Annotated in this window: 20 protein-coding genes; 9 read left to right on the plus strand and 11 right to left on the minus strand. The window is 36.5% G+C overall.

Features of this window, described 5'->3' with window-relative positions; genetic code table 11:
- Nucleotides 1–99: 99 nt before the first annotated feature.
- From IPP61_06180 to IPP61_06190, 3 genes are all read right to left on the minus strand, one after another.
- Entirely contained in the window at nt 100–2,061 is a 1,962-nt protein-coding gene (locus IPP61_06180; GenBank protein ID MBL0324754.1) for a KUP/HAK/KT family potassium transporter, read from the minus strand.
- 176 nt (nt 2,062–2,237) lie between these two features.
- Nucleotides 2,238–3,530 (minus strand): Gfo/Idh/MocA family oxidoreductase, encoded by a 1,293-nt coding sequence (locus IPP61_06185; GenBank protein MBL0324755.1) that lies wholly within the window; start codon nt 3,528–3,530, stop codon nt 2,238–2,240.
- Between the two features lie 65 nt (nt 3,531–3,595).
- A complete protein-coding gene (locus IPP61_06190) occupies nt 3,596–4,354 on the minus strand; it encodes a (Fe-S)-binding protein (protein ID MBL0324756.1) in 759 nt (252 codons plus the stop codon).
- A 238-nt stretch (nt 4,355–4,592) separates the two neighbouring features.
- On the opposite strand from IPP61_06190, the gene IPP61_06195 reads away from it, so the two are divergent.
- Nucleotides 4,593–6,053 carry a tagaturonate reductase gene (locus IPP61_06195; GenBank protein ID MBL0324757.1) on the plus strand — a complete coding sequence of 487 codons (1,461 nt, stop codon included), beginning with the start codon at nt 4,593–4,595 and terminating at the stop codon, nt 6,051–6,053.
- Nucleotides 6,054–6,146: 93 nt separating this feature from the next.
- On the opposite strand, the gene IPP61_06200 is transcribed toward IPP61_06195, so the two are convergent.
- On the minus strand, nt 6,147–7,601 hold the full coding sequence (locus tag IPP61_06200; GenBank protein ID MBL0324758.1) for a hypothetical protein: 1,455 nt from the start codon (nt 7,599–7,601) through the stop codon (nt 6,147–6,149).
- A gap of 33 nt (nt 7,602–7,634) precedes the next feature.
- Nucleotides 7,635–8,894 (minus strand): ATP-dependent Clp protease ATP-binding subunit ClpX, encoded by a 1,260-nt coding sequence (clpX, locus tag IPP61_06205; GenBank protein MBL0324759.1) that lies wholly within the window; start codon nt 8,892–8,894, stop codon nt 7,635–7,637.
- A gap of 468 nt (nt 8,895–9,362) precedes the next feature.
- Here clpX and IPP61_06210 point away from each other — a divergent pair, with 468 nt between their 5' ends.
- The 7 genes from IPP61_06210 (at nt 9,363) to IPP61_06240 (ending at nt 18,448) form a co-directional block, all read left to right on the plus strand.
- Nucleotides 9,363–10,109, plus strand: a complete 747-nt coding sequence (locus IPP61_06210; protein ID MBL0324760.1) for a TolC family protein — start codon at nt 9,363–9,365, stop codon at nt 10,107–10,109.
- Nucleotides 10,106–12,199, plus strand: a complete 2,094-nt coding sequence (locus tag IPP61_06215; GenBank protein MBL0324761.1) for a hypothetical protein — start codon at nt 10,106–10,108, stop codon at nt 12,197–12,199. The genes IPP61_06210 and IPP61_06215 overlap by 4 nt, the downstream gene beginning before the upstream one ends.
- A 13-nt stretch (nt 12,200–12,212) precedes the next feature.
- Complete coding sequence (locus IPP61_06220) at nt 12,213–13,535, plus strand: oligosaccharide flippase family protein (GenBank protein ID MBL0324762.1); 1,323 nt, start codon at nt 12,213–12,215, stop codon at nt 13,533–13,535.
- The gene (locus IPP61_06225; GenBank protein MBL0324763.1) at nt 13,532–14,980 is read left to right on the plus strand and encodes an O-antigen ligase family protein; all 1,449 of its coding nucleotides are present in this window, start codon (nt 13,532–13,534) and stop codon (nt 14,978–14,980) included. The genes IPP61_06220 and IPP61_06225 overlap by 4 nt, the downstream gene beginning before the upstream one ends.
- On the plus strand, nt 14,977–15,915 hold the full coding sequence (locus IPP61_06230) for a glycosyltransferase family 2 protein (protein ID MBL0324764.1): 939 nt from the start codon (nt 14,977–14,979) through the stop codon (nt 15,913–15,915). The genes IPP61_06225 and IPP61_06230 overlap by 4 nt, the downstream gene beginning before the upstream one ends.
- A 1-nt stretch (nt 15,916) precedes the next feature.
- A complete protein-coding gene (locus tag IPP61_06235) occupies nt 15,917–17,101 on the plus strand; it encodes a glycosyltransferase (protein ID MBL0324765.1) in 1,185 nt (394 codons plus the stop codon).
- Nucleotides 17,102–17,218: 117 nt separating this feature from the next.
- Nucleotides 17,219–18,448, plus strand: a complete 1,230-nt coding sequence (locus IPP61_06240) for a glycosyltransferase (GenBank protein ID MBL0324766.1) — start codon at nt 17,219–17,221, stop codon at nt 18,446–18,448.
- On the opposite strand, the gene IPP61_06245 is transcribed toward IPP61_06240, so the two are convergent.
- The 4 genes from IPP61_06245 to IPP61_06260 are packed head-to-tail and all read right to left on the minus strand — an operon-like array spanning nt 18,440 to nt 22,326.
- Complete coding sequence (locus IPP61_06245; protein MBL0324767.1) at nt 18,440–19,063, minus strand: acyltransferase; 624 nt, start codon at nt 19,061–19,063, stop codon at nt 18,440–18,442. The genes IPP61_06240 and IPP61_06245 overlap by 9 nt on opposite strands.
- Complete coding sequence (locus IPP61_06250) at nt 19,063–19,920, minus strand: glycosyltransferase family 2 protein (protein MBL0324768.1); 858 nt, start codon at nt 19,918–19,920, stop codon at nt 19,063–19,065. Before IPP61_06250 ends, IPP61_06245 begins: the two co-directional genes overlap by 1 nt.
- Before the next feature lie 13 nt (nt 19,921–19,933).
- Complete coding sequence (locus IPP61_06255) at nt 19,934–21,139, minus strand: glycosyltransferase family 2 protein (GenBank protein ID MBL0324769.1); 1,206 nt, start codon at nt 21,137–21,139, stop codon at nt 19,934–19,936.
- A gap of 20 nt (nt 21,140–21,159) precedes the next feature.
- Nucleotides 21,160–22,326, minus strand: coding sequence for a glycosyltransferase family 4 protein (locus IPP61_06260; protein ID MBL0324770.1), 1,167 nt, complete (start codon nt 22,324–22,326; stop codon nt 21,160–21,162).
- Nucleotides 22,327–22,662: 336 nt separating this feature from the next.
- On the opposite strand from IPP61_06260, the gene IPP61_06265 reads away from it, so the two are divergent.
- Nucleotides 22,663–23,106, plus strand: coding sequence for a hypothetical protein (locus IPP61_06265; protein ID MBL0324771.1), 444 nt, complete (start codon nt 22,663–22,665; stop codon nt 23,104–23,106).
- 6 nt (nt 23,107–23,112) lie between these two features.
- Here the strand turns inward: IPP61_06265 and IPP61_06270 are convergent, their stop codons facing one another.
- Entirely contained in the window at nt 23,113–23,835 is a 723-nt protein-coding gene (locus tag IPP61_06270) for a hypothetical protein (protein MBL0324772.1), read from the minus strand.
- Nucleotides 23,832–24,164 carry a PadR family transcriptional regulator gene (locus IPP61_06275; protein MBL0324773.1) on the minus strand — a complete coding sequence of 111 codons (333 nt, stop codon included), beginning with the start codon at nt 24,162–24,164 and terminating at the stop codon, nt 23,832–23,834. The genes IPP61_06270 and IPP61_06275 overlap by 4 nt, the downstream gene beginning before the upstream one ends.
- Between the last annotated feature and the right edge of the window lie 109 nt (nt 24,165–24,273).

Consider the following 24,273-nt stretch of genomic DNA (forward strand, 5'->3'; position numbering starts at 1 on the left):
ACAAATGAAAGCATTTTTTGTTATTCTCTGCAACAGACCAATCCCGATTCTAATTTCTTTTTTATGTAAATTTTAAATTATTCTTTGCAAGAAAATTTATTAATCATGCTGATTGATCCTTCTAAGCTCTGGAACAGCAATTGGCTGATAAACCAAGGGAATATTCTCGACCTCAACATCACTTTTTTCAAGTCCGAAAAACTTGGCATAGCTCAAACTTATTCTTTTCAGGAAGAAAAATGTATTAAGAATAACCCCATCTTTCAGGGTAAATTCATTTTCTACCGATAAGAATCTTTCAATTACGACAAACTTAAAGTCTGGCTCAGGGTTATATTTTGTACTGCCATCGGGCCTGATATGGAGATTTAGTTCTCTGTTTTCAACCAATTTCTGAATAATCTTTTTAAAATAAACCTCCGTTTTTGGAATAACTCTAAAACCTATGTTGATATTGATTTTGAAAATCTTGTCATTCAATAATTCAAACACCTCATAATCAAGTGTATAGGGTTGATTGGTTCGGTTGATATGCAAAAACCAGTAAACATCGGCTCGTTTAGGTTTTTTGGCCAGTATTGATTTCATGATTTTCTCTTCAATCTGATGATGAGAATTGGCCTTGGTCATGTAAATCAAATGAGTTGAAAACTTGGGTATGCTATCATCCTCACTTAATTCAGAGAAAATATCCTCATATTTTTCAATATCGACAAACTTGGTAAACCTATTACTTATTTTCCTTCCCGAAAAGACTGAAAACATTATAAAGAAGTAGATTCCCGAAATAATCAGGGTGATAAATCCACCATCAGGAAATTTCTTAATATTCGCAACAAAAAAGGCCAATTCTATTGAAAAAAATATTGTTACAAAGGCCGCTACAATGAGCTTGTTCCATTTGAGTTTGAAATGCAGAAAAAAAGAAAGTAAATAGGTGGTAACCAACATCGTAAGTGTGATTGCCAAACCATATGCGGCTTCCATGCGGGCGGAATTTTTAAAAATCAAAACTATCATAATACAGCCTATCCAAAGCATGGTATTAACACTTGGAATAAAAATCTGACCTTTACTTTCAGAGGGTTGCCTTACTCCTACTCTTGGCCAGAAGTTTAAGTTCATGGCTTCGTTGATTAGGGTAAAACTACCAGTAATCAAAGCTTGTGAGGCTATTATTGCTGCCATAGTTGCTATAAAAATGCCCGGTAATAAAAACCAATGTGGCATAACTTCAAAAAATGGATTACGACCGTGGAGATGCAAATCATTTTGGTTCATTAACCATGCTGCCTGACCCAAATAATTGATTACCAGACAGGTCTTTACAAAAAACCAGGTGATACGGATATTTCCAATTCCACAATGGCCCAAATCACTGTAAAGTGCTTCGGCTCCGGTGGTACAAAGAAATACAGCACCTAAAATCCAAAACCCATCACGATAATGAGTTAAAAGGTGATATCCGTAAACCGGGCTGAGTGCTTTAAAAATATTGGGATGCAGGATGATTTGGTTGATGCCAAGAATCAATAACATCAGAAACCATATTACCATAGCGGGCCCAAAAAACTTACCTACTTTCTCGGTGCCAAATCTTTGGAAAAAGAACAAAACCGATAAAATTATTATTACAAGAGGTACAGTTGGCAGATGATCAAGAAAGGGTACCATTTTGAGACCTTCAACTGCAGAAGAAATTGAAATGGGTGGAGTAATTATGCCATCGGCAAGTAGTGTAGTGGCTCCCAAAATAGTAGGAATTACTAAACCTTTACCATATCTTTTTACCAAAGCATAAAGTGAAAAAATCCCTCCTTCACCCTGGTTATCAGCTTGTAATGTTAACCAGATATATTTTATGGATGTTTGGAAAACGAGTGTCCAAAATACAAGAGAAATTCCACCATAAACTAGTTCTTCGGATATTTGTCTATGTTCGATAATGGCTTTCAAAACGTAAAGGGGACTGGTACCAATATCACCATAAATAATACCCAATGCCACTAATAAAGTGCCAGCAGTTATTTTTTTTGAGTGGCTTACGTGAGTAGTAGTCATCTTAGTTTATTTTAGACTACAAAGTTATATCACTTCTGATTTTCATTTTTTAATCTTATTCTAATAAAAAATCAATAAATCAACCTGCTATGTTAAATTCAATATTATTTATTTAAAAAGTACCATTTCGTATGGTGAATTAAAAAAATAGCATTCAAAGATTTTTAAATTAAAGACTATTTTGCCCTTATCAGATTCCACTCTTCCCGGTACGGCCTCCAAAGAAGCTTGTTGGCTTTTTTATTTTTGATAAATCTCTCTGTTTCAGGATTCCATTTCAAAGACTTTCCTAGTCGATAAGAAATCAATCCCAAATGCATGGGCAATGTCATTTTCCGGGCATATTCCAGGTTGCTTTCGGGTTGTTTCCGGCTCTTAACCGAGTCCACAAAGTTTTGCTGATGCCCGGGCGATCTTATGATTGATACCGGCACATCGGGTGCATCGAGCATCGTGACGCCATTAATAGTTATTTCTTTGCTGCTATAATCACAAATCAAAGTTCCTTTTTCACCTTCAAAATATGCCCCAATGCCTCTCGAATCCGCTCCGGGTACATCTGGAGGGGTCGAAGTCCAGAATATTTTGAGGTCATCAAATTCATATTCTATATTTATCGTTTGGGGAGCATCGGCTACGCCTTCCGGTTTTTCTCCATTGGCCGTTATTCTTCTCAGATTTTGCGGGTTAATCGACATCCAGACAATATCAGCGATATGGCACCAAAAATCCTGAAATACGCCCCCGGAATAATCAAGAAAATAGCGATAAGTAAAATGCACTCTTTCGGGAGAATACTCATGATAGGGAGCCGGCCCGAGCCACATGTCGTAATTAAGATTGGCCGGTGGCATTTGATAATTTGATGGCCCCAGTACCGGAGGAAGTCCTGTTTTCCAAAGTCTAACAGTTTTGATTTTCCCCAGAACTCCCGACTGTATAATTTCCTGCACCCGATGGTAATTTTCTCCTGCGTGTATCTGGGTGCCTAACTGAAATATTTTATTATGTTTTTGCTGGGCAGCCAGCATCAGCTGACCTTCCCGGGCACTGTAAGAAAGCGGTTTTTCACCATAAACATCTTTCCCTGCCTCGAAGGCCAAAATCGCCAACTGAGCATGCCAGTGGTCAGGAGTAGCTACGGTAATGGCATCAATATCTTTACGGTCAAGTACCCTTCGGAAATCATTAAAAAGCTCGAGTTTGCGATCAGGATATTTTTCCGCATATTTTTTGGCGGTACCTGAAAGGTGGTCACTGTCCACATCACATATACCCACTACATCGACTTCGGGCAGTGCTGCAAACCAGTTGAGGTGGGCGTTTCCCATACCTCCTACCCCAATGTGGGCTACCCTTAATTTGTCACTGGCTGCTACTTTTCGGGCTAAAGAGGGAAATGCCGCCATTCCCAGGATGGCGAGGGCTGTTTTCTGAAGAAATTCTCTGCGAGAGCTTAGGTTTTTCATATTCGATATAAGGTTGAAATATCTGAATATGAAAGTAATAGGTTTTTGGGAGATTTTTTAAAAAATTATAAATTTTCCGCCAAAAGCTCTGCCAGATCAAATACTTTAACTTCGTGTTCTTTTTCTTTGTTTTTTATACCATCTGACATCATCACCATACAGAAAGGGCAAGCCACAGCCACAGTATTGCTTCCGGTTTCAAGAGCATCTTCAATGCGTTCCACATTAATATCTTTCTTGCCTTTTTCAGGTTCCTTAAACATCTGAGCTCCGCCGGCACCACAACAAAGGCCGTTGGTTTTACAGCGTTTCATTTCTACCAGCTCAGCATCGAGAGCTTTGATCAGGTCTCTGGGTGCTTCATAAATCTCATTGGCCCGACCAAGGTAACAGGAATCATGATACGTGATTTTCTGGCCTTTAAAATTTCCACCTGTAACTTTCAGCTTGCCCTCATTTACCAAAGCCTGCAGATATTCAGAATGATGCAACACTTCGTAATTGCCTCCCAGTTCAGGATATTCGTTTTTCAAAGTATTAAAACAATGCGGACAGGCTGTTACTATTTTCTTTATTTCGTATCCATTCAAAACCTGGATGTTTTGCTGGGCAAGCATTTGAAAGGTAAACTCATTTCCAGCCCTACGTGCAGGATCTCCGGTGCAAGATTCTTCTGTACCCAAAACCGCAAATTTTATGTCCAGATGATTCAGAATTTTAACAAAGGCCCTGGTTACTTTTTTATATCTGTCGTCAAAAGAACCTGCACAACCCACCCAGAAAAGCACGTCGGGGCTTTCTCCATTGGCGGCCATTTCGGCCATTGTTTTTACCTGAAATTCCATAATTCTAACAACCTTTTTAACAAAAATAGTATGCTTGCATAACAAAGCAAAAATATTTCGTTAATTTTATTATACTCAAAAATTTAAGGTTTAATGGATGTGATATGATTTTGACAAAAATGAAATAAAAATTGTCAGAATTTTACAGAACATAGGTATTAAAACACTAAATATTTTCATAGTCTTTTGGTAATTTTGGGGAATTATTCTTTTCAAAATGCTCAACAGAAATACGATAACAACATCTTCAAAAATTTCCGAATATCCCGAACGAGTTTTACAATTTGGAACCGGGGTTCTACTGCGGGGATTGTGTGATTTTTTGATTGATAAAGCTAATAAAAGTGAAATATACAAAGGTAGGATTGTGGTAGTTAAGACTACTGGTCCTGATGTTTCAGAATTTACCAATCAGGATAATCTTTATACGGTTTGCGTAAGAGGCATTGAAAATGGCAAAACCATTGAAGAAAACGTAATAATAGAAAGCATAAGCAGGGTATTAAGTACAAAAACCAATTGGGAAGACGTATTGAAAACCGCTGAAAATCCCGTAATCGACCTGGTGATTTCGAACACCACAGAAGTGGGTCTGAATTATGTAGAAGAAGAAATAATTGACAGATGCCCCGATTCTTTTCCCGGAAAACTCACGGCCTGGCTCTACAGAAGATTTAGTACAGTTAAATCAGAAACTGTGATTATTCCAACTGAACTATTGGTGGATAATGGTAAAATATTGAAAGAGGCAGTTTTAAAGCATTTGAAATTTAATCAGTTGAGTCAGGAATTTGAAAATTGGATTTTGTCAAAAGTGCGGTTCTGCAGCTCATTGGTTGATAGAATTGTGCCCGGTAAGCCACAGAGTGAAGAACTTACCAACCTTTATTCTCAATTGGGATATGAAGACAAATTAATTCTCAAAGCTGAAGTTTACAAGCTTTGGGCTATTGAGGGTGATAATCTGGAAGATGTTCTTGGTTTTGCAAAAGCAGATAAAGGAGTTGTGATTAGCTCAAATATTGAAAAATACCGTGAATTAAAACTACGTATGCTCAATGCCACGCATACACTTTTGAGCGGAATGGCATTTTTAAGTGGTTTTAAACTGGTTAAAGATGCCCTTCATGATGAAATGATGGAAAAGTATTTGACAATTTTGATGTTGACGGAGTTGGGACCCTCTATCCCAATGGAACTCGATATTAAAACCACCCATCGTTATGGCAGAGAAGTAATGGACAGGTTTAGGAATCCTTATCTTGAGCACCAATGGATAAGTATTACTCTTCAATACACCACAAAAATGAAAATGAGGGCCATACCACTTTTGATAAATTATTATAAAACTTTTGAAACCGTTCCACAGTATTTTGCACGATGTTTTGCAGCTTATTTACTGTTTATGAAAGTGAGTCATACTTCAGAAGGAAAATATTTTGGAGAATATGATGGCCAGGAATACCCTATTAATTGTGACGCAGCTCCATATTTTAAAGATTTATGGGACCAATATTCTGCTCAGGAAATTGTCTCTAAAGTATTAAAAAACAAAGAACTTTGGGGATATGATTTGAGTATATTGAAAGATTTTGAAAGCAATGTGGCCAGTCACCTTTCAAATATGATGATGTTGGGAGTAAAAGATGCGATATCGGCCTTAAATGTATATGCCTAATTGGGGAAGACATATAAAAAGCCCTTGATTTTATTGAATCAAGGGCTTTTATTTAACTCTAAAAACAGGGCAAAAAATCCGTTTTCTTTTTTGTTATTTTTGAAAAATGAGAATTGAATAGTTGTCTTCAGAAAAAATTTCAAAAGGTTTTTTCAACTTATTACTAGTTTTAATGGTCTTTAAAACCTCATCATTGATTACAATCCAATACTTATAATCTTCTTCGGGCTCTTTAGTTTCTTTCAGATACTTTTTATAAAACCCCATAAATGAATCGTTAATTGGGCTATCTATTGGAACTCTGGAAATTTGAACAGTGTCCATTTTTGCATTTCCTCTATTTAACATCAACTTTGAATGAAAATAACTCATTAAAGCCCCGGCTTTCTCAAAATCTTCTGTAGGATTGGCTAAAAGGAGTATTTTCTCTGACTCTCTGGTTTTGTTTTTGATTAAACTATAAAACCTCGTTAATCTGATATTTTCATTGGCGTATTCTTTTTGAATCTGAAAAAACTTAAAAGAATGATACGTGAACAAAACCATCGTTATCAAATACAAAAGGTTTTTAATTCTTTGAGAATAAACTTGTTTTAGTAAATAATAAAAGACCAAAAATTGAGGAATAAGCAATGGATACAAATATCTGCCGACATTCAGGCCAGACTTAGAATAAATCAATAAAAAAGGCAAAACTCCTACTATATAGATCAAAATATTAATTTTATTCTCAAACAAAAAGTCATTAAGATTTCTACGGTTATCATAAATTAAATAACCTGATAAAATAAGAAACGGAATTCCATAACCCCGAATCAAGTACTGAACAAATACTTTTAACAAATTATAAAAACTATATGAGGAATTGTCCACACCAACAGTGCCGTAGGTAGTTCCAAGGAAAAATTTCAAATAAATTAATTCAATTAGGAAAATTAAAAATATGCCCCCAAAAGCAATTTTATTCTTTCTAAACAAAATCATTAAAAAAGGTAAAACAAAAATGAAGCTCTCCTTTGAAATACTCATCAAAATAATAGAGATCCAAAAAACAGGCAACCAAATCAAACGCCTGCTTTCAAAGCATTTATGGCCTGAAAACAATACTATTGAGAAAAATAACATTCCATTATATTCTGCAGAATCAAACGACCACCAAATTATCCCTTGCATTCCAAACATTATCAATAATGTGATCACCGTGGCCTCAATTATCTTTAATCCTAATAATTTAAAATAACTATATAGTGTAAATGTGGTTATACCTGCAAGAACAAGATAATAGTATCCGATTAACTGAATATTTGTGCCAAAAAGTTTAGCATAAAATATCCTGTGAATACCTAATAATGGCCGGAATCTGCCTGAGTCATTAATGATTTCTTTGAAATAATTAAAAGTGCCCTGACTATCAAAATAATCCAATGCAGCAATGATGGTGTGGTCATCAATGAGAGTAAAAGATCTATGAATGTTAAGTTGTAATATGAAATCTAATAAAAACCAAAAAAAGAAAGATATCAATAAAGGTTTAAAATTTTTATTCATATAACTCAAAAGAAAGATTAGGATTATAATTGATCAAGCCACCAATTTTACTTCATAAAAAGTCGAATGCTCAAATTTGGTTTGAGCGTATTCTTTAGAAACCACAAATGTTTTGATTGATTTATCAGATGGTAACTCAAACATGGCATCAGTAAGAATGGCTTCGCAAATTGACCGTAAACCACGGGCTCCTAAATTGAAAACAATGGCTTGGTCAACAATATAATCCAGGGCGTCTTCTTCAAAAATGAGCTTGATGCTTTCCATGTCAAACAGTTTTTTATACTGCTTAACCAAAGCATTTTGAGGCTCAGTTAAGATTTTCCTTAGGGTTGATTTATCCAAAGGATTCAAGTAGGTTAATAGTGGAAGCCTTCCGATTAGTTCAGGAATCAAACCAAATGACTTAAGGTCTTGTTGTGTAACAAATCGCAACAAACTGTCTTCGTTATTGAAATCAATTGAGTTTACATCTACTTTAAAACCAATCGGAGCTTTATTGATACGTTTGGCAATATGACGGGCAATTCCGTCAAAAGCACCTCCACAAATAAAAAGTATATTCTCGGTATTAATCTGTACCAGCTGTTGATCCGGATGTTTTCTACCTCCCTGTGGCGGAACACCTACGATAGAGCCTTCTAAGAGTTTTAATAATCCTTGTTGAACTCCCTCTCCACTTACATCTCGTGTAATAGATGGATTATCTGATTTACGTGCGATTTTGTCGATTTCATCAATATATACTATCCCTCTTTCGGCAAGTTCCGGATTAAAATCTGCAGCCTGGAGTAAACGGCTCAAAATGCTCTCAACGTCTTCACCCACATAACCGGCTTCAGTAAGCACAGTTGCATCGGCAATTGCAAAAGGCACCTGAAGCATACGAGCTATGGTACGGGCAAGGTAAGTCTTACCGGTACCAGTCTCACCCACCATTATAATATTTGATTTTTCGATATTTACATCTTCCTCTCCTTTTGGCTGAGACAACCTTTTGTAATGATTATATACCGCTACCGAAAGAACTTTTTTGGCTTCATTTTGACCAATAATATATTTGTCAAGATAATTCTTTAATTCAATGGGTGGTTTTATATCAAATTTGGGTGCTGCACTTTTCTTCTTTTTCCCAGGTTTAAAATTGGAAACGCCAAGCTCTTGTTGTATTAAGTCAAATCCTTGTTCTATACAATTGTTGCATATATGGCCGTCGGTACCTGAAAGCAATATCTCAACTTCATTTTTCTTTCTTCCACAAAAGGAGCAATGGGGCTCTTTATTTGAAGCCATTCTGTTCTTATTTATTTTTTTACAAAATTACATCAAAATATGTTCCGTTTTTAAAATTGCTATGGCTTTTAGCCATTAATAGCCTCCCTTTTTTATTTAGCAAATAATAAAATTCAAAAAAGACCCTCCTCTTCAATAATACGTAGTATCACCAGAACTATCTTTTTTTGAAAAATAAATCTTAAAAAAAATCTTTTTTTTAAATATTTTCCAATTTTCCAATTTTTGGAATGGCGTCCCAAAACCAGAATATAAAAAAAATTTATTAAGTGGCTACAAATCTTGGTTAAGTACAATTGAAAGTTTTAATTGTTTGAAAATTAACATTCTAGGCAATTGATTGTGTTTTCAAAGCCCTAAATATGGCACAATATTGGATAGTACCTTATTTGGAAAAAGGATTGTGAAAAAGTATTTTCTTTTAGGATTGAAATGATTTCACCGATAAGTCCTTTAAAAAATCAGAGTATGAAAATTAGAAAGATATACATGGTATTATTGCTGGCAACTGCCGGATTTCAAGCTACTGCTCAGGAGAAAAATCTTACACTCCTGATTGATAATGCTTTCAATTCGGATTTATTGCTGGATGCCCTGATAGATTCTGCTCAAGCCATTTCTCCAGAAGTAAACAGAATAAGGTCATCACGTGATTTTGTGAGTTCCAATGCTGTCATCGCCAGAAATTCAATTTATAGTTCACTTTCACTAAGGTCGAGCTATATGTATGGCACCAACTATGCTGCTGTAAATAGTGCACAAATCGAAGACCAGGGAAGCCTGATAACCAACACCCAAACGGGTTTTTATAACATTGGAATAGGATTGCAGCTACCATTGAATCAGGTTTTAAACAGAAAACATACCATTAGAGCCGGAAATGCCCAAATAAAAATGGCGGAGTCGGAAATCGATAAGACCAAACTTCTGGTGAAACAGCAAGTGATAGATTACTACATGGAACTGAAGCTATATTATAAGCTGATGCAAAACAGCAGCCTCAATAAAAACTCTGCAGAAATAAACTATACCATGGCTGAAAAAGAATTTCTGAATGGTCAACTCACTTTAGATCAGATTTCCCGGATTCAGGAAATCAGTATCAAAGCACAAAGCGATTATGAAACCAATCTCAACAGATATCAGCAGAGCTTGCTCCAGTTAAAGGCAATCACAGGGGTTGATTTTTATGAATTATTAAATACCTTAAAATGAGCTTTTTACATTTCATAAAATTATTATTTCGAAATTTAATATGGCTGATTTCTATTCCTGTCATTCTGGCGGCTTCGGTATATTTTTTTACCAGAAATGAAAAAAAGGTTTATTCTTCAGAATCAATAATTTATACCGGAATCGCTTCAGGATATAGTCTGAATGGAACCAACAAGGCTGATTTTTATTCTACCAGCAATGCTTTTGACAACCTTATTTCTCTGATTGACTCACGTGAGACTAAAGAAGATGTAAGTATTAGCCTATTGGCCGAACATTTACAAAAAACAAAATCTAATTCGGAAGAAATTGGATATGAAGCACTGGGTGATTTGAATAATTTGATTGACGAAAAAACTAAGAAAAAACTTAAAGGTGCTACCGTAGAGAAAACAAAGGAGAATATATTGAAAATGATGAATTCATCAGATGACAATCTGATAATTGAAATCATCAATTCAACAAATCCTTACTATTCTCTTAAAGCACTCAATACCATCAAAGCTAATAGGATTTCGAATAGTGACTTGATAAAAATAAGTTATGAAACCAATGATCCGGGAATTTGTAAAAGAACATTGGAGCTTCTGGAACATTCCTTTATGCGAAAACACAGGCTGTTAAAAGAGGGCCAAACGGAGTCTGTTGTAAAGTATTTTGAAGAAGAAACCGAAAAGGCTTTCGCAAAACTTGATTCTTCTGAAAGGTTGTTTCTACAGTTTAACAAACAGTACGATATCATCAACTATTACGAACAAACAAAGGCCATCGCAGGTGAAAAAGAGGATTTATATGCTCTGAATCATTCATTGGAAATGGATAAACATGCATCTGATGTTTCATTGAAAAAAGTAAATAGCAGTATCAAGAATCGGGTTTATCAAAATATTTACAATACCCAAATACTTGAAGAAAGAAAGGAACTATCGAAATTATATACCCAGATTACTACCCTTCAGCTAGCCGGAAGTAATGCGACAGAATCACAGAAACATGACTTGGAAAACTATAAGGCACAAGTCGCTGACAAAGAAAAAAATCTGAAAAAATCTTTGGAAAGCCTTTACAAGGAAACCAATACAGTAGAAGGTATTCCAACGAAAGACATTTTGGATGAATGGCTGAAAACCACGCTGACCTTTGAACAAAGCAAAGCTCGCCTGGCTGTAATGGATGAAAGGAAGAAAGAATTTGATCAGGAATATAAAAGATATGCTCCGCTAGGAGCTATGCTCAAAAAAATTGAAAGGCAAATTGAAGTATCGGAAGAGGCTTATCTCGAACTTTTGCATGGATTGAGCATGGCGAGACTTAATCAGCAAAATGCGGAACTCACCACAAAACTTAATGTGGTGGATCCGCCGTATTTACCTGTTCAGGCCAACAGGTCAAAGAGAATGCTTCAGGTTGCTTTGTCTTTTGTGGTGGGGTTTGTAATGGTTCTGGCATTTATTCTTGTTAATGCACTCATTAACAAAACCTTACTGGAGCCACAAAGGGCAGCAAAATTAATCGATATACCATTTTTGGGGCTTTTCCCTTTGACCAGTGAAAGCCCGAGATTTATGAAAATGTCAAAATTAAGATTAGTACAGCAATTGCTTTCAAAAATTGAGTTTTCAGACAATAAAGTAATAAAAATAGGTCTGGCAAGTACTGAAAGAGGAGAAGGAAAATCAACAATTGCAGAAATAATAAAATATGAGCTTGAAAAACTTAGATACGAAATCGAAATAATCCAATGGGAACCCATGAATTCTAAGGATCTAGAAAGTAATAATTCCGCTCAGGTCATTATTTATGAATTACCATCATTTGATAGCTTAATCATTAAACCTGGTACATTCCCTGTTTTGGATCTTACAATTCTTTTAGCAAGGGCCAACAGAGTCTGGACACGGATTGACAAAGAAATGTTGGCAATCTTCAGAAATACTACAGGCACAAAACCTTGGCTTTTACTCAATGGAGTTGAAACCGATTTTGCGGAGGAGTACATTGGCGAAGTACCTAAAAACAGGAATTATTTCAGAAGGATATTAAAACAAATTGTGAAATTCCAATTTGGTCAACGTCGGAAAATTAAATAAACGTGCGATAATCATGTCATCAAAAGTTGTAAAAAATCAGATTCTTGCATTATCAGGGCAAGTATTGCCAGCGGCTCTTGGCATGGTGTCGTTTATGTGGTTGGTGAGAATATTAGATCCTAAAATTTTAGGAGAATATTTGATCTATATGACTTCAGTTGTGCTATTTGAAATGGTTAAGTCGGGAGGTTTACAATCAGCCCTGGTTATGAAGGTTTCAGAAAAAGACTCCGAAAAAAGGAACCGGGTAATCGGTAGTGCTTATTGGTTAGGAAGTATTGTTGTGTTGATTTCCGGAATTGCGTTGGTAGTAACTTATTTTTTGCCTTTTGGTTCTGCTGATTCCGGTTTTAAGGTATTTTGCGTTTGGTATTCTGTTTTAGGAATAATTACCCTACCTCTTCACATTGCAGAAGCTGAGGCAGTTGCCGATCAGAATCTCATTTTTTTGTTATTATTACGAATATTACAAAGTATTAATCCACTGATAGTTGCCTCATTTGCTTTTTTGGGTTTTAATTCATTGCAATGGCTGGCCACGGTACATGTGGGAGTAAATTTTATCCTTCTTTTGTATGTTTTAATTAGTAAAAAAACCAACCCTGCAAATATTTTTAAAAAAACTAAAGAAGAAGTTAAGGGTCTGGTGAATCTAATTAAATATACTTTAGCAACATTAGGAACGACCAATATTCTCAAAAGTGCTGATACATTTTTGATTGGGTCATTTCTGGGACCAACTTTTGTGGCCCTTTATGCGATTCCTCAAAAACTCACCGAATTGTTTGAAATACCATTGCGAACCTTAAGCACCACGGCATTTCCACAATTGGCAGCATATCATAATGCCCGCGAAAAACATAGATTTAACAATGCATTTATTAGTTATTTAACCTGGGCCTATATTTTGTATATCCCCGGGCTGATTCTGGCATTTATTTTGGCACCTACTCTTGTTTTAATTATTGGAGGTGAAAAATATGCCAGTTCGGCAGACATTTTCAGAGTATTTGTATTTTTTGGAGCGTTTCTGCCACTAAACCGTATCACAGGAATTGTTTTGGATGCTATTCAAAAACCTGGATTAAACTTCCTGAAAGTTGCCATGATGGCACTTGTAAATATTGTGGCAGATATAGCCGCCTTATATTTTTCAGGAGACTTGCGTTGGGTTGCATTTGCTTCTGTAATCAATGCAGCAACAGGATGTTTTCTGGGTATTTTATTTATCAAAAAAGCAGGAGTTTTGAATGATGAAAAAATAATGCCTTTAGTTGGCCAAAATTTTCAGGAAATATTGGAAAAGGTTAAAATAAAACTGGCCATTTCGAGATGATTGCGTCATCCTCAAATAGTGAAATAAACATTTATCAAAAATCAATTGTCATATTGATGGTGATTGCTGCTACCATAATGTTCGGATATTTTCTGGCAAATGGCGGAGTGGCTGCAGGAGCCGCAATTATTGTCCTTCCTTTTGCAATAGCATATATTATCTGGGTATTTTACAATCCTAAAGTTGGTTTTATAAGCGTATTGCTCTATGGTTTTTTTATGCCTACGATAGGGAAACACATACCCGGACTACAAGTCGGTCTTTTAGTTGATGGGCTGATGGTTATTACATGGCTGGCAATTTTCTTTTTCAGAACTCACAAATTCAGATTAAGACACCTCAATAATAATTTGGTTTGGTTGGCTGTATTCTGGATGGGTCTTACTGTGCTTCAAATTGCTAATCCATCGAGACCAAGTATTCAGGGATGGTTTCAGGAAATGCGGTCGGCAGCTCTCTATTGGTTTCTGATGACTCCACTCACTATTTTGATTATGAAAAAGAAGTCAGATATGACTTTATTTTTAAATATCATTATCATTATCTCACTGATTGGAGCTCTATATGGTATAAAACAGCTCTATTTTGGTGTGGATGCTGCCGAAAATCGTTGGCTTGAGGCCGGTGCAAGAAAGACCCACATTTTATTTGGTAAACTCAGGGTGTTTTCATTTTATAATGAAGCAGCTCAGTTTGGTGCCTCACAGGCTCATATTGCAGTAATTAGTGGCGTGTTGGCTACAGGTCCATATTCTTTCCGAAGGAAACTATTTTATTGGGTCGCAACAGCATTTATTTTCTATGGTATGCTAATTTCCGGGACAAGAGGAGCTATGGGAGCCTTGTTAGGTGGTGGTTTATTGTTTTTAATCTTAATTAGACAAACCAAACTTCTTGTTATGGGATTGTTGGTTGGCGTGGGGTTTTTCGGAATGCTAAAATTCACCTACATCGGTCAGGGAAATGACCAAATTCGTAGAATGCGAACCTCTCTCGACCCCAACGATGCATCATTGCAAGTGAGGCTCATCAATCAGAGAATATTAAAAGATATGCTGGCCAGTAAGCCTTTTGGTACTGGTGTAGGGACAATCGGTCAATGGGGAACCACGTATAACAAACATATACCCACTGCGAAAATACCACCTGATAGCTTGTATGTAAAAATCTGGGTAATGTACGGCATCATTGGCTTTATACTATGGTTTGGAATCATGATGTTTATAATTGCAAAAGGCTCTGGTATAGCCTGGTACACACGAGATCCCGTCTTAAGAAACCAGGTGATTGCTCTATGTGCAGGGTCGTTTGGAAGTCTTTTCGCAAGCTATGGAAATGAAGTAATGAATGCTCTGCCTTCATCCGTTATTGTATTTATATCCTGGACTTTGGTTTTTATAAGTAGAAAATGGGACACACCACAATCAAAACTGATTCAGTCATGAAAAAACCTTTGGTTTCGATAATTACTGTCAATTATGACACTCCAAAAGTTACGGCAGAGATGCTGACATCCTTAAATACTCAGAATTATGACAATTTTGAGATTATTGTGGTTGATAATGCATCTCCCAAACTTACTTCTGAACATCTGAAGAAAGATTTTCCATTAATAATACACATTTCATCTCCTAAGAATCTTGGTTTTGCGGGAGGGAATAACCTGGGTTTGGCTTTTGCAAAAGGAGAATACATATTTTTGGCCAACAACGACACCGAGTTTACGCCGGATCTTATGGGTACATTAGTTGAATATCTTGAAAACCACCCTGAATGTGGAATTGCCTGCCCCAAAATCAAATATCACTTCATGCCGGATACTATTCAATATGCCGGTGCGGTGGGTCTTAGCCCGCTGACCAGCCGAAGCTATGATATCGGTTATTTGAAAAAAGATGATGGAACATTTGACGATTGTCGTAGGACTGACTTACCCAATGGTGCCGCCATGATGATGCGAAGGTCAGACCTGGAAAAAGTAGGCCAAATGAGCGAAATATTCTTTTTGTATTACGAGGAACTGGATTGGGCTTACAGATTTAAAAAGGCTGGTTTGGAGGTGCATTATGTAGGTACAGCTTCTATTTTTCATAAAGAATCGGTATCGACAGGAAAAAACTCGGCTTTTAAATCTTATTATCTTTTCCGAAACCGCCTTTTGTACATCAGACGGAACTACCCGATTTTACAATTTCTGATGGCAGCAGGATTTTTTACTCTGGTTTCCACACCAGTCCATATGCTCAAACATGCTCTTAAAAAAGAATGGGGACACTCAAAAGCTATTTTCAATGCCTTAAAGTGGAATTTAACTCATTCGGCAAATAAAGAACCTTCCATACATTCATCAAATTTTCTGAGACAATTAAAAATCGACTAAAATGGCTTACAACATGTTTCTGATAATTATTACTATTCTAACCTGCTATGCAGCCATTCAGGTTTTTTATTTGCTGATATTTTCTTTGGCAGGACATATTGGATCAAGGAAAAAATTTACCAAAGCGGATACTTTTCACAAAATCAGAATATTTATTCCGGGTTACAAAGAAGATAAGGTAATAATTGATACTGCCCAAAATGCTTTGTTGCAAGATTATCCCAAAGAAAAATATGAAATGGTGGTAATTGCCGACCAGTTTTCTGACTCAACATTGGCCACGTTGAAATCACTCCCGATTAAAGTGATAGAGGTACATTTTGAAAAGAGTACCAAAGGAAAGGCTCTGCATAATGCCCTTGAACTTACCCAGGATGTCCCAGTGGATCTCGTGCTTATTCTTGATGCTGATAACCATATGGAGCCCGGATTTTTGAAAGAACTCAATAATGCCTATGCGTCTGGTTATAAGGTCGTTCAAGGCCATAGAATTGCAAAAAACATCAATACCCCGTTTGCCTTGCTGGATGCATGTACCGAGGAGATAAACAATCATATCTTCAGACGCGGACATGTGGCTTTAGGATTGCCATCGGCTTTGATTGGAAGCGGCATGGCATTCGACTGGAAACTGTTCAACGAAATCATGCAGAATATCGGTGATACATCCGGTGAAGATAAAGAGCTGGAGTTTAGAATCGTCAGAAAAAGAATTCCTATTGCTTTCCTCGATGATTCACATGTTTTGGATGAAAAAGTAGCCCAAAGTGACGTATTCTCAAAACAAAGAAGCCGATGGCTGGCAACCCAAGTAGAATTTTTTCAGAAATATTTCCTCGAAAGCTGGGTACAGCTCTTTAAAGGAAATGTGGCTTTTTTTAATAAAGTTTTTCAGACTTATCTGCTTCCCAGAGTGCTTTTGGTGGTGGCAGTTTTGGCATTAATCTTTATTAGTTTTTTCATAAGCAAAAACCTGCTTCTTATAAATCTGGTTTTGTGTTTTTTGCTTATGTTTAGTTTGCTGATAGGAATTCCCCGAAACTGGTATAACAGAAACCTTTTGCAGGCATTTCTGGAGATTCCCGGTGCGATTTTAGGCATTCTGAAATCACTAACTCAAATAGGAAAGGCCCGAAAACAATTTATTCATACGCCTCATGGCGATTCCAACCAAAATCATAGTTAATATGCCCTGGAGTGTTATTTTTCCTTTTATCATATTTGCGATTATCTGGGGTTTTAAGTCTGGAAAAAACCACAAAAACAAACCTCGTGCAACGCGTAAAGATTTGCCTTTTTAATCATGATTGATCAAAATATATTCAGAAAACTTCCGGTTTTTATCACCAGCATGTCACGTTGGGATGGTGATGTATCGTCAGCATCGCTTTCTTTGGCGAAGGTATTAAGCCGTGAAAATGAAGTTTACTATATTGATTTTCCTTATTCCTTAGCAGATGTCTGGAGAGAAAGGAAAAGTGAAACCGTGAAAAGTAGAATGAAAGCACTGCTTTGGGGTAAAAATTTCATGCGGAAAGTAACCGGTTATCCTGAAAAATTTACAGCTGTTACTCCCAAAGCAGTAATCCCGAATTACTCTATGGCTGAGGGCAGTTTATATGAATGGACCAGTGATATTAATAATCGCATCCTGGCAGGTATAATTAAGAAAATTTGTAAAAAAAATGGCATAAAAGATTATATTCTTATTAACTCATTCAATCCTCTGTATCTTTCTGAAGTCAACCGTTACCTTGATCCCACATTGAGCGTGTACCATAGTCGCGACGCCATTGAAGAAGTGCCTGGGCATGGTCTAAGAAAGGAAAATATTTGCATCAAAAATTATGACCTTGTAATGGCCACTTCAAAACAGTTGTGCCGGAAAATCGGAGAGCGAAACGAGCGGTTTATAAATTATTTCCCCAATGGCGGTGATGTAAAGTTATTCAGAACTGCGGTCAATGAAAGTCTTGCAAAACCCAGGGAACTGGAAGATATTAAAACCCCAATAATCGGTTATACAGGGGCACTATGCCAAAGAATTGATTATGAATTGCTTGTAAAAATTCTTGAAGAAAACAAGGATAAAACCGTGGTAATGGTAGGTCCAAGGAAGGATAAAGAATTTACCAAAATCAATCTTGATCAGTATCCCAATATCAGGTTTACAGGTCCCAAAAGAATCGAAGAACTGCCTTCATATCTAAAATATTTTGATTGTGCTATAATTCCTTTCAGAAAAAATAATCTGACAGGTGGTATATATCCTTTGAAAATAAACGAATACCTGGCTGCTGGAAGGTCAGTAGTATCAACCGATTTTTCGGAAGACATTAATCAGTTTGGAAAACATATCAAACTGGCAGCCACACATGAAGATTTTTTGAAAGCTATCCCTGAGGCTATTTCAGCAAAAGACGAAAAACTCGAAGGGAGATATCTTGCCTCACAGGAAAATAGTTGGGAAAACCGACTGGAATTGTTCTGGAATCTGGCTTTTAATACCTATTCTGAGAAAAAATCAGTTTGATTTTAAGCTTATCCATTCACCGGATTGGGCATCGTATTGCTTGATAACTCTGGCGGGATTGCCCACGGCTACACTATAAGGAGGAATACTTTTTGTTACAACGGCTCCGGCCGCCACCACTGAATGTTTTCCAATTTTTACTCCGGCTGTGACTACCACATTGGCACCAATCCAACAGTCATCTTCCACTGTGATTTCAGATACGGTTTCACCCTGCAAATAGATAGGAGTGTTAGGATCTTTATAGTTATGATTGAGCCCGCTCATTACAATATTTTGTGCAAAAATCACATTGTCACCAATTGTTACCGGTCCTATGACTACATTTCCGATACCGATTCGGGTATGTTTGCCGATTCTAACCGGGCCTACACCATTGTTTATAGTTGCAAAGTCTTCAATAGTAGAATAGTCTCCCATTTCAAAAGGCTGAAAAGGCAAAACATCCACCCGGGTTCTTCTGCAAATCAGAGTACCTTTCCCTCTTTTATGGAAAAATGGATTGACAAACCACTTGACCCAAACTCTCGGCCTGGCCTGGTGACTCGGAATCAAGCACCAATGTACAAATCGCTTGATGCCGGGATTTGATTTTATTATTGAAACAATACTCATTATCTGGAAAGATATTTCTTAAATCTGATTTTGAACGCATTTACTATACCACCATCTAATTGAATTCGGCGATCGCTGGTCCAGACCTTCGCTTTGCTGTCATGTACCGCTTTTATTTTTCCTCCCGCCTGCATGAGCCTTAGAGCCATCATACCATCTTCAGTAGCATTGGTTTCCAGCTGACCCACCGTTCCTCTGAAAGTTCGCTGTACTTCAATGTCGTAACCATTTACATCCCTGCCTTTTTGAGCTTCAAAACCCATGTAAAAGCCATATACATTGAGATATGGTTCGTTTTTTTCTTTTCTTTTTGAAATAAAACTACTCAGCAACTCATAAATCCCATACATCCACCTTTGGCCCGGATTTTCGGGAATAAATGAATAGGTGCTGTGAACACAATAAACTGGTTTAACATCAGAAGACTGAAATGCGTCAATCACCAAATTAATCCAATGAGGAGGATACAAAGTATCACTATCACCGGTTAAAACATATTTTCCCTGGGCTACGGCAAGACCTGTGGTACGGGCATGGCCAACACCTTGCTTGGTTTCTGAAACAGTCTTTATGCCCAAATCATGCAACAGATTAGATGTGCCATCGGTTGAATTATTGTCAACAATGATTAATTCGGTAGGATATTTTAAATCGGAATTCGCAAGTGACCAAAGGGTGTGTAGAATACCGAATTCTTCATTCCATGCCGGAATCACCATACTCACCAAAGGATTTTCAACTCTGAATCGTGATAATTTTTGTTTTAATTCCTGAATTTCTTCAGAACTATAATCGGCAATATTCAGAGGTTTTTTTAAAAGGTTTTTAACCCAAACCGGCATTCCAAAGTCTGTCATGATTTTGTAAAATTTAAGCGGCTCTATTTACTTTTTCCCAAATTCCCGAACCAATGCCATTCCTGTATCTGAAATATCCCTTAATGGCACAGTAATTCATGAAGCTGAAATAAAATGGAACAAATAGCAGCTTTACTCTGATTTTACGGCTTTCAAGATAGTATCCTAAGACTGAAAGGGCATAAAACAGAAATTGCCCCGCGAGTAATAATTGATAGATTCGGTTATCGAGAAATGTATTTTGATTTATCAAAAGGCTGTTGATTACAACTAACAATGGCAGACAAAAAGGTGTCACTGCCCAACGCATCGCCCTATGCGATACATACTGGAAGGAGAGCCATCCGTATTTGAAAATATTAAGCAGAGGCATTAATCTGGCCATCGCCTGAAATCCTCCGGCAGCGATTCTCACTTTGCGTTTCATCTCGTCGGCTATTGAGAAAGAAGGACGCTCAGAAGCGAAGGCATCGGGTTCATATACAACTCTGAAACCATCGGCAGCTATACGCAGTGAAATTATAAAATCATCAAGCAATGTGTCTTTTTCTACTTCTCCAAAAAGTTCGGTACGTACAGCAAACAATTCTCCGGCTGCTCCTACTACCGTGTGAAGTTCGGTATCAAGTTTTTTCAGGAAAGATTCGTATTTCCAGTAAAGCCCCTCTCCTGCACCAGCTGCTGCTTCAGAGGCATCCATCATTACACGCTTTTCGCCAGCCACGGCTCCTACTTTTTTGTCAATAAAATGCCTTACGATATTCCTGATAACCAATTTGTTGAGGTGTGTTTTGGCATCAGAAAAGATTACTACCGGCGTTGTCACCGTTTTAACAGCAATATTCATCGCTTCTATTTTTCCTCTTCTTACGTTACCGCTAAGCAGACGCAAGTTGGGATATTCGCCTCTTTTACTCTCAAGCCATTCGGTAGTGCCGTCGGTAGAACCTTCTGTCACAAATAACACCTCGAGTTTGTCCTGAGGATAATCAATCGCATAAGTATTACGTAGTTTTTCTTCAATACAAGTCATCTCATTATAAGCCGGAATTACAAGCGTGACCTTGGGTTCATAGGCGTTTTCAATGTATTTAGGTCCCGGTTTTTTAAATAGATTCTTGATTTTTACCAAAACCCAAACCACAATTCCGTAGCCGATATAAGTGTAAAAAACCAAAAAGATTATAAACCAAAATGATATTTCTAAAAATGTATTCATAAGACTTTAATTTTTTAAAATTATGCTGACTGCAAAAGCACCTCTTGATGAGGATTTAATGACATTATTGAATAATATTGTTCCAAATATTTCTTTGCGGTATTTTCCCAACTAAAATGCCCGACTCTTTCAAGTCCTTTTAACCTGAGGTCCTGTCTCAGTGCGTTATTATTCATCAGATTTTCCATGGAAGAAGTGATTTGATCTGGATTATTGGGGTCAATTAAAATGGCCGCTTCTCCCGCAACCTCGGGCATACTCGAAGTGTTGGAGGTGATTACCGGTGTACCCTGGCTCATGGCTTCTAAAATAGGTAACCCGAATCCCTCACGAAGAGAGGGAAACAGGAATACCTTTGCATAGCTATAAAGGAATGTCAGCTCGTCCTGACTTACAAAGCCCGGTGTAATGATTTGTCGTTTCAGAATATTTGAGGTGTTTGGCGGCATATGATCGACGATAAACTTTCGGTTTACGCCCGTTATTACCAACTGAAAATCCGGGTGATTTTGTGCAAAAGCAACAAATGCTTTTAATAGATTGGGAGTGTTTTTTCTGGGTTCTACATTACCTAAAAACAAGGCAAACTCATCGCTAAGTAAAAACTTTTCGGATATTTCAAAAGCCAGTGCTTCGGGTATCTTTTGTCCAAAATTTCTACTTACGCCATTGTGGATAACCTCCAGTTTTGAATTTTCAATTTTTGTCAAGCTTAAAATATTCTCCTTTTCCTGATGTGAAATAGTAATCACTTTGGTCGTGCTTCTGATGATTGCCGGAACAAGCCATTTTCGGTATAAATTGCCAAACTTTTGATACCAGCTCATGGTATTTTTTCCTTTTCTTTTTTCCATAAAAATCACATCATGAAGCGTGAGAATTATCGGACAAGGGCAAAAAAACGGAGCTGTATTAGAAGTGCAATGCAACAAATCAATTTTGTAGTACCAGGCATAAATGGGAAGAATTATTTGTTCCCAAATAATATAAGGATACGATGAGGTTTCAATCACTTTTACGTTTGGAGTAGATTTAAGGCAGCCGCTGTCTTCATCTTTTTTTATGAAAATAAAATATTGATTTTCTGTATCAATATTCTGAATGGCTTTTACCAGCTCCAAAGCCACCACATCCATGCCATGTTTGTGTGGCCGAAAAATCCTTTGAGCTTCAATACCTATCCGCATTTTTGTAAATTATTTATTGAACTTAGCCGGAGGTCGATATCAAACACTAACTTCCCGACATAATATTCTCATTGCTGATAGGTCAATCCAATACTTATGCCAAAAAGACGAAATAAAATCTTTGAAAATAAAATATTGATAATTAGTTATTTAAGTATATAAAAATGATACCGCCCAATAATGTCTTTTCCATTATTTGGAATAAATTCTGAATTTGGAAATCTGATTTTTGCAAATATACCTTTTGGTAAAAATCTATAACCCTCTGCCAGATATGTAAAATTGAAATTTTTCTTTACAATTTTTAGTTTTGTAAAAAACTAACAGGCTATAATTATGAAAGATTTTTTTAATGATAAATTTGAATACACACGCGTTCAAAATCAAAAGTTGACTGATCTTTTCCTTGAGAACCCTCATTTACTTAACGGTTATAATTCCAGGATATTCAGTCATATAATTGACGCACATCACATCTGGAACAACCGTCTAGAGTGTACAGTGCCTGTTTTGAGCGTTTGGGATATTATTGAACCTGTAAATATGAGTAAACTGATAGAAGAAAACCACCTGAATAGCCAGAATTATATTCAAAAATGTGATTTGAATGAAAAGATTAGCTATAAAACTTCCAAAGGAATCCCGATGATTAGTAAGGTAGGAGATATCCTTTTCCATATGGTGAACCATGCAACTCATCACCGGGGACAAGTGCTTTCAGAAATCAGAAGGCTTGGAGGCGAACCACCGGTAACGGATTATATTTTTTTTAAGAGGTGAGATTATTTAAGGCCATTGTATTTTGAGTTTTAGTGGCCTAAAACGTAAAATTACTTCCAGGTTACTTACTAAAGCAAGATAAATCACAATCATAAAAATAAAATTGAAAATTCCCATGTCCTTCTCTGTTCTTATCATGTTTATAATATTAAATGAATTTAGAATTAAGGCATAAAGGGCATTATTCCGCAAAAATATTGCGTGAATTTTCATATTACTCTTTAGTAGTTTCTTACGGTCATCTATATTTGAATTTTTCTTATTAAAAATATTTTTTATAGTAAGTTTCGGAGGTGTTGCTATATAAAGCAAGGCATAAATTCCAAGCATAAGTATTAACAAAACTATAAAATACGGTTTAAAAAGTAGAGGGTTTTGAATCAAAAAAAATACGAAAACTGCCCAAAACAAGATCCTAAAAGTATAAAATTGAAGAAGCACCTGTTTCCAAAATGCCGAGCTATAAGATTTTTCGTAATCATAAATACTTTCCATTTCAAAGGCTTTCAAACCAAAATATTCCACATTTTTTCGTTTGTCGAAAGTTTTTCCCGAAAACTTCCCGGCTGTAATATGAAATGCAGAATAAAAATCTGAGCCGTTGTTCATTTGGCCTTCAATATCTGTCACAAAATGGTCAACCATTTCATCAAAAAACTCACGATATTCTATCTCCCAATCCAGAATATATTTTTCAATTTCAGCGATTTGTGGTTCAGTAAGTTTCATGAAAATGCAATTTTAGGGTTTAAAATATGATTCAGGTTTTCGGCAAAAGCACGTAATTCCGCTATTCTATCTACAGCAACGGCATTGCCTTTGGGTGTAATCTTATAGTATTTTCTAGTTCTTCCATCTACTTTTTCTGACTCAGACGTAAGAACTTCTTCAGACTCAAGCTTGTGAAGTATAGGATATAAGGCACCCTCAGTGATTTGTATATCATCTTGTGTTAATTCTTTTACTTTTTGAGTTATCTCATAGCCATACATTCTGCCGTTGTCGTGCAGAAGTTTTAAGATAATCGTACTCAGGCTGCCCTTTATATGTTGATTCATTGGAATATTTTTCTCAAATATATGCATAGTTTTGTTATGCATAAGTAAATTGGGTATATTTTTTAGATTTAAATTAGACTAGATTTTAAAATTTGGTTGGAATTGACCG

This window comes from Cytophagaceae bacterium (assembly GCA_016722655.1).
In the GTDB taxonomy this organism is placed as follows: Bacteria; Bacteroidota; Bacteroidia; order Cytophagales; family Spirosomataceae; genus Leadbetterella.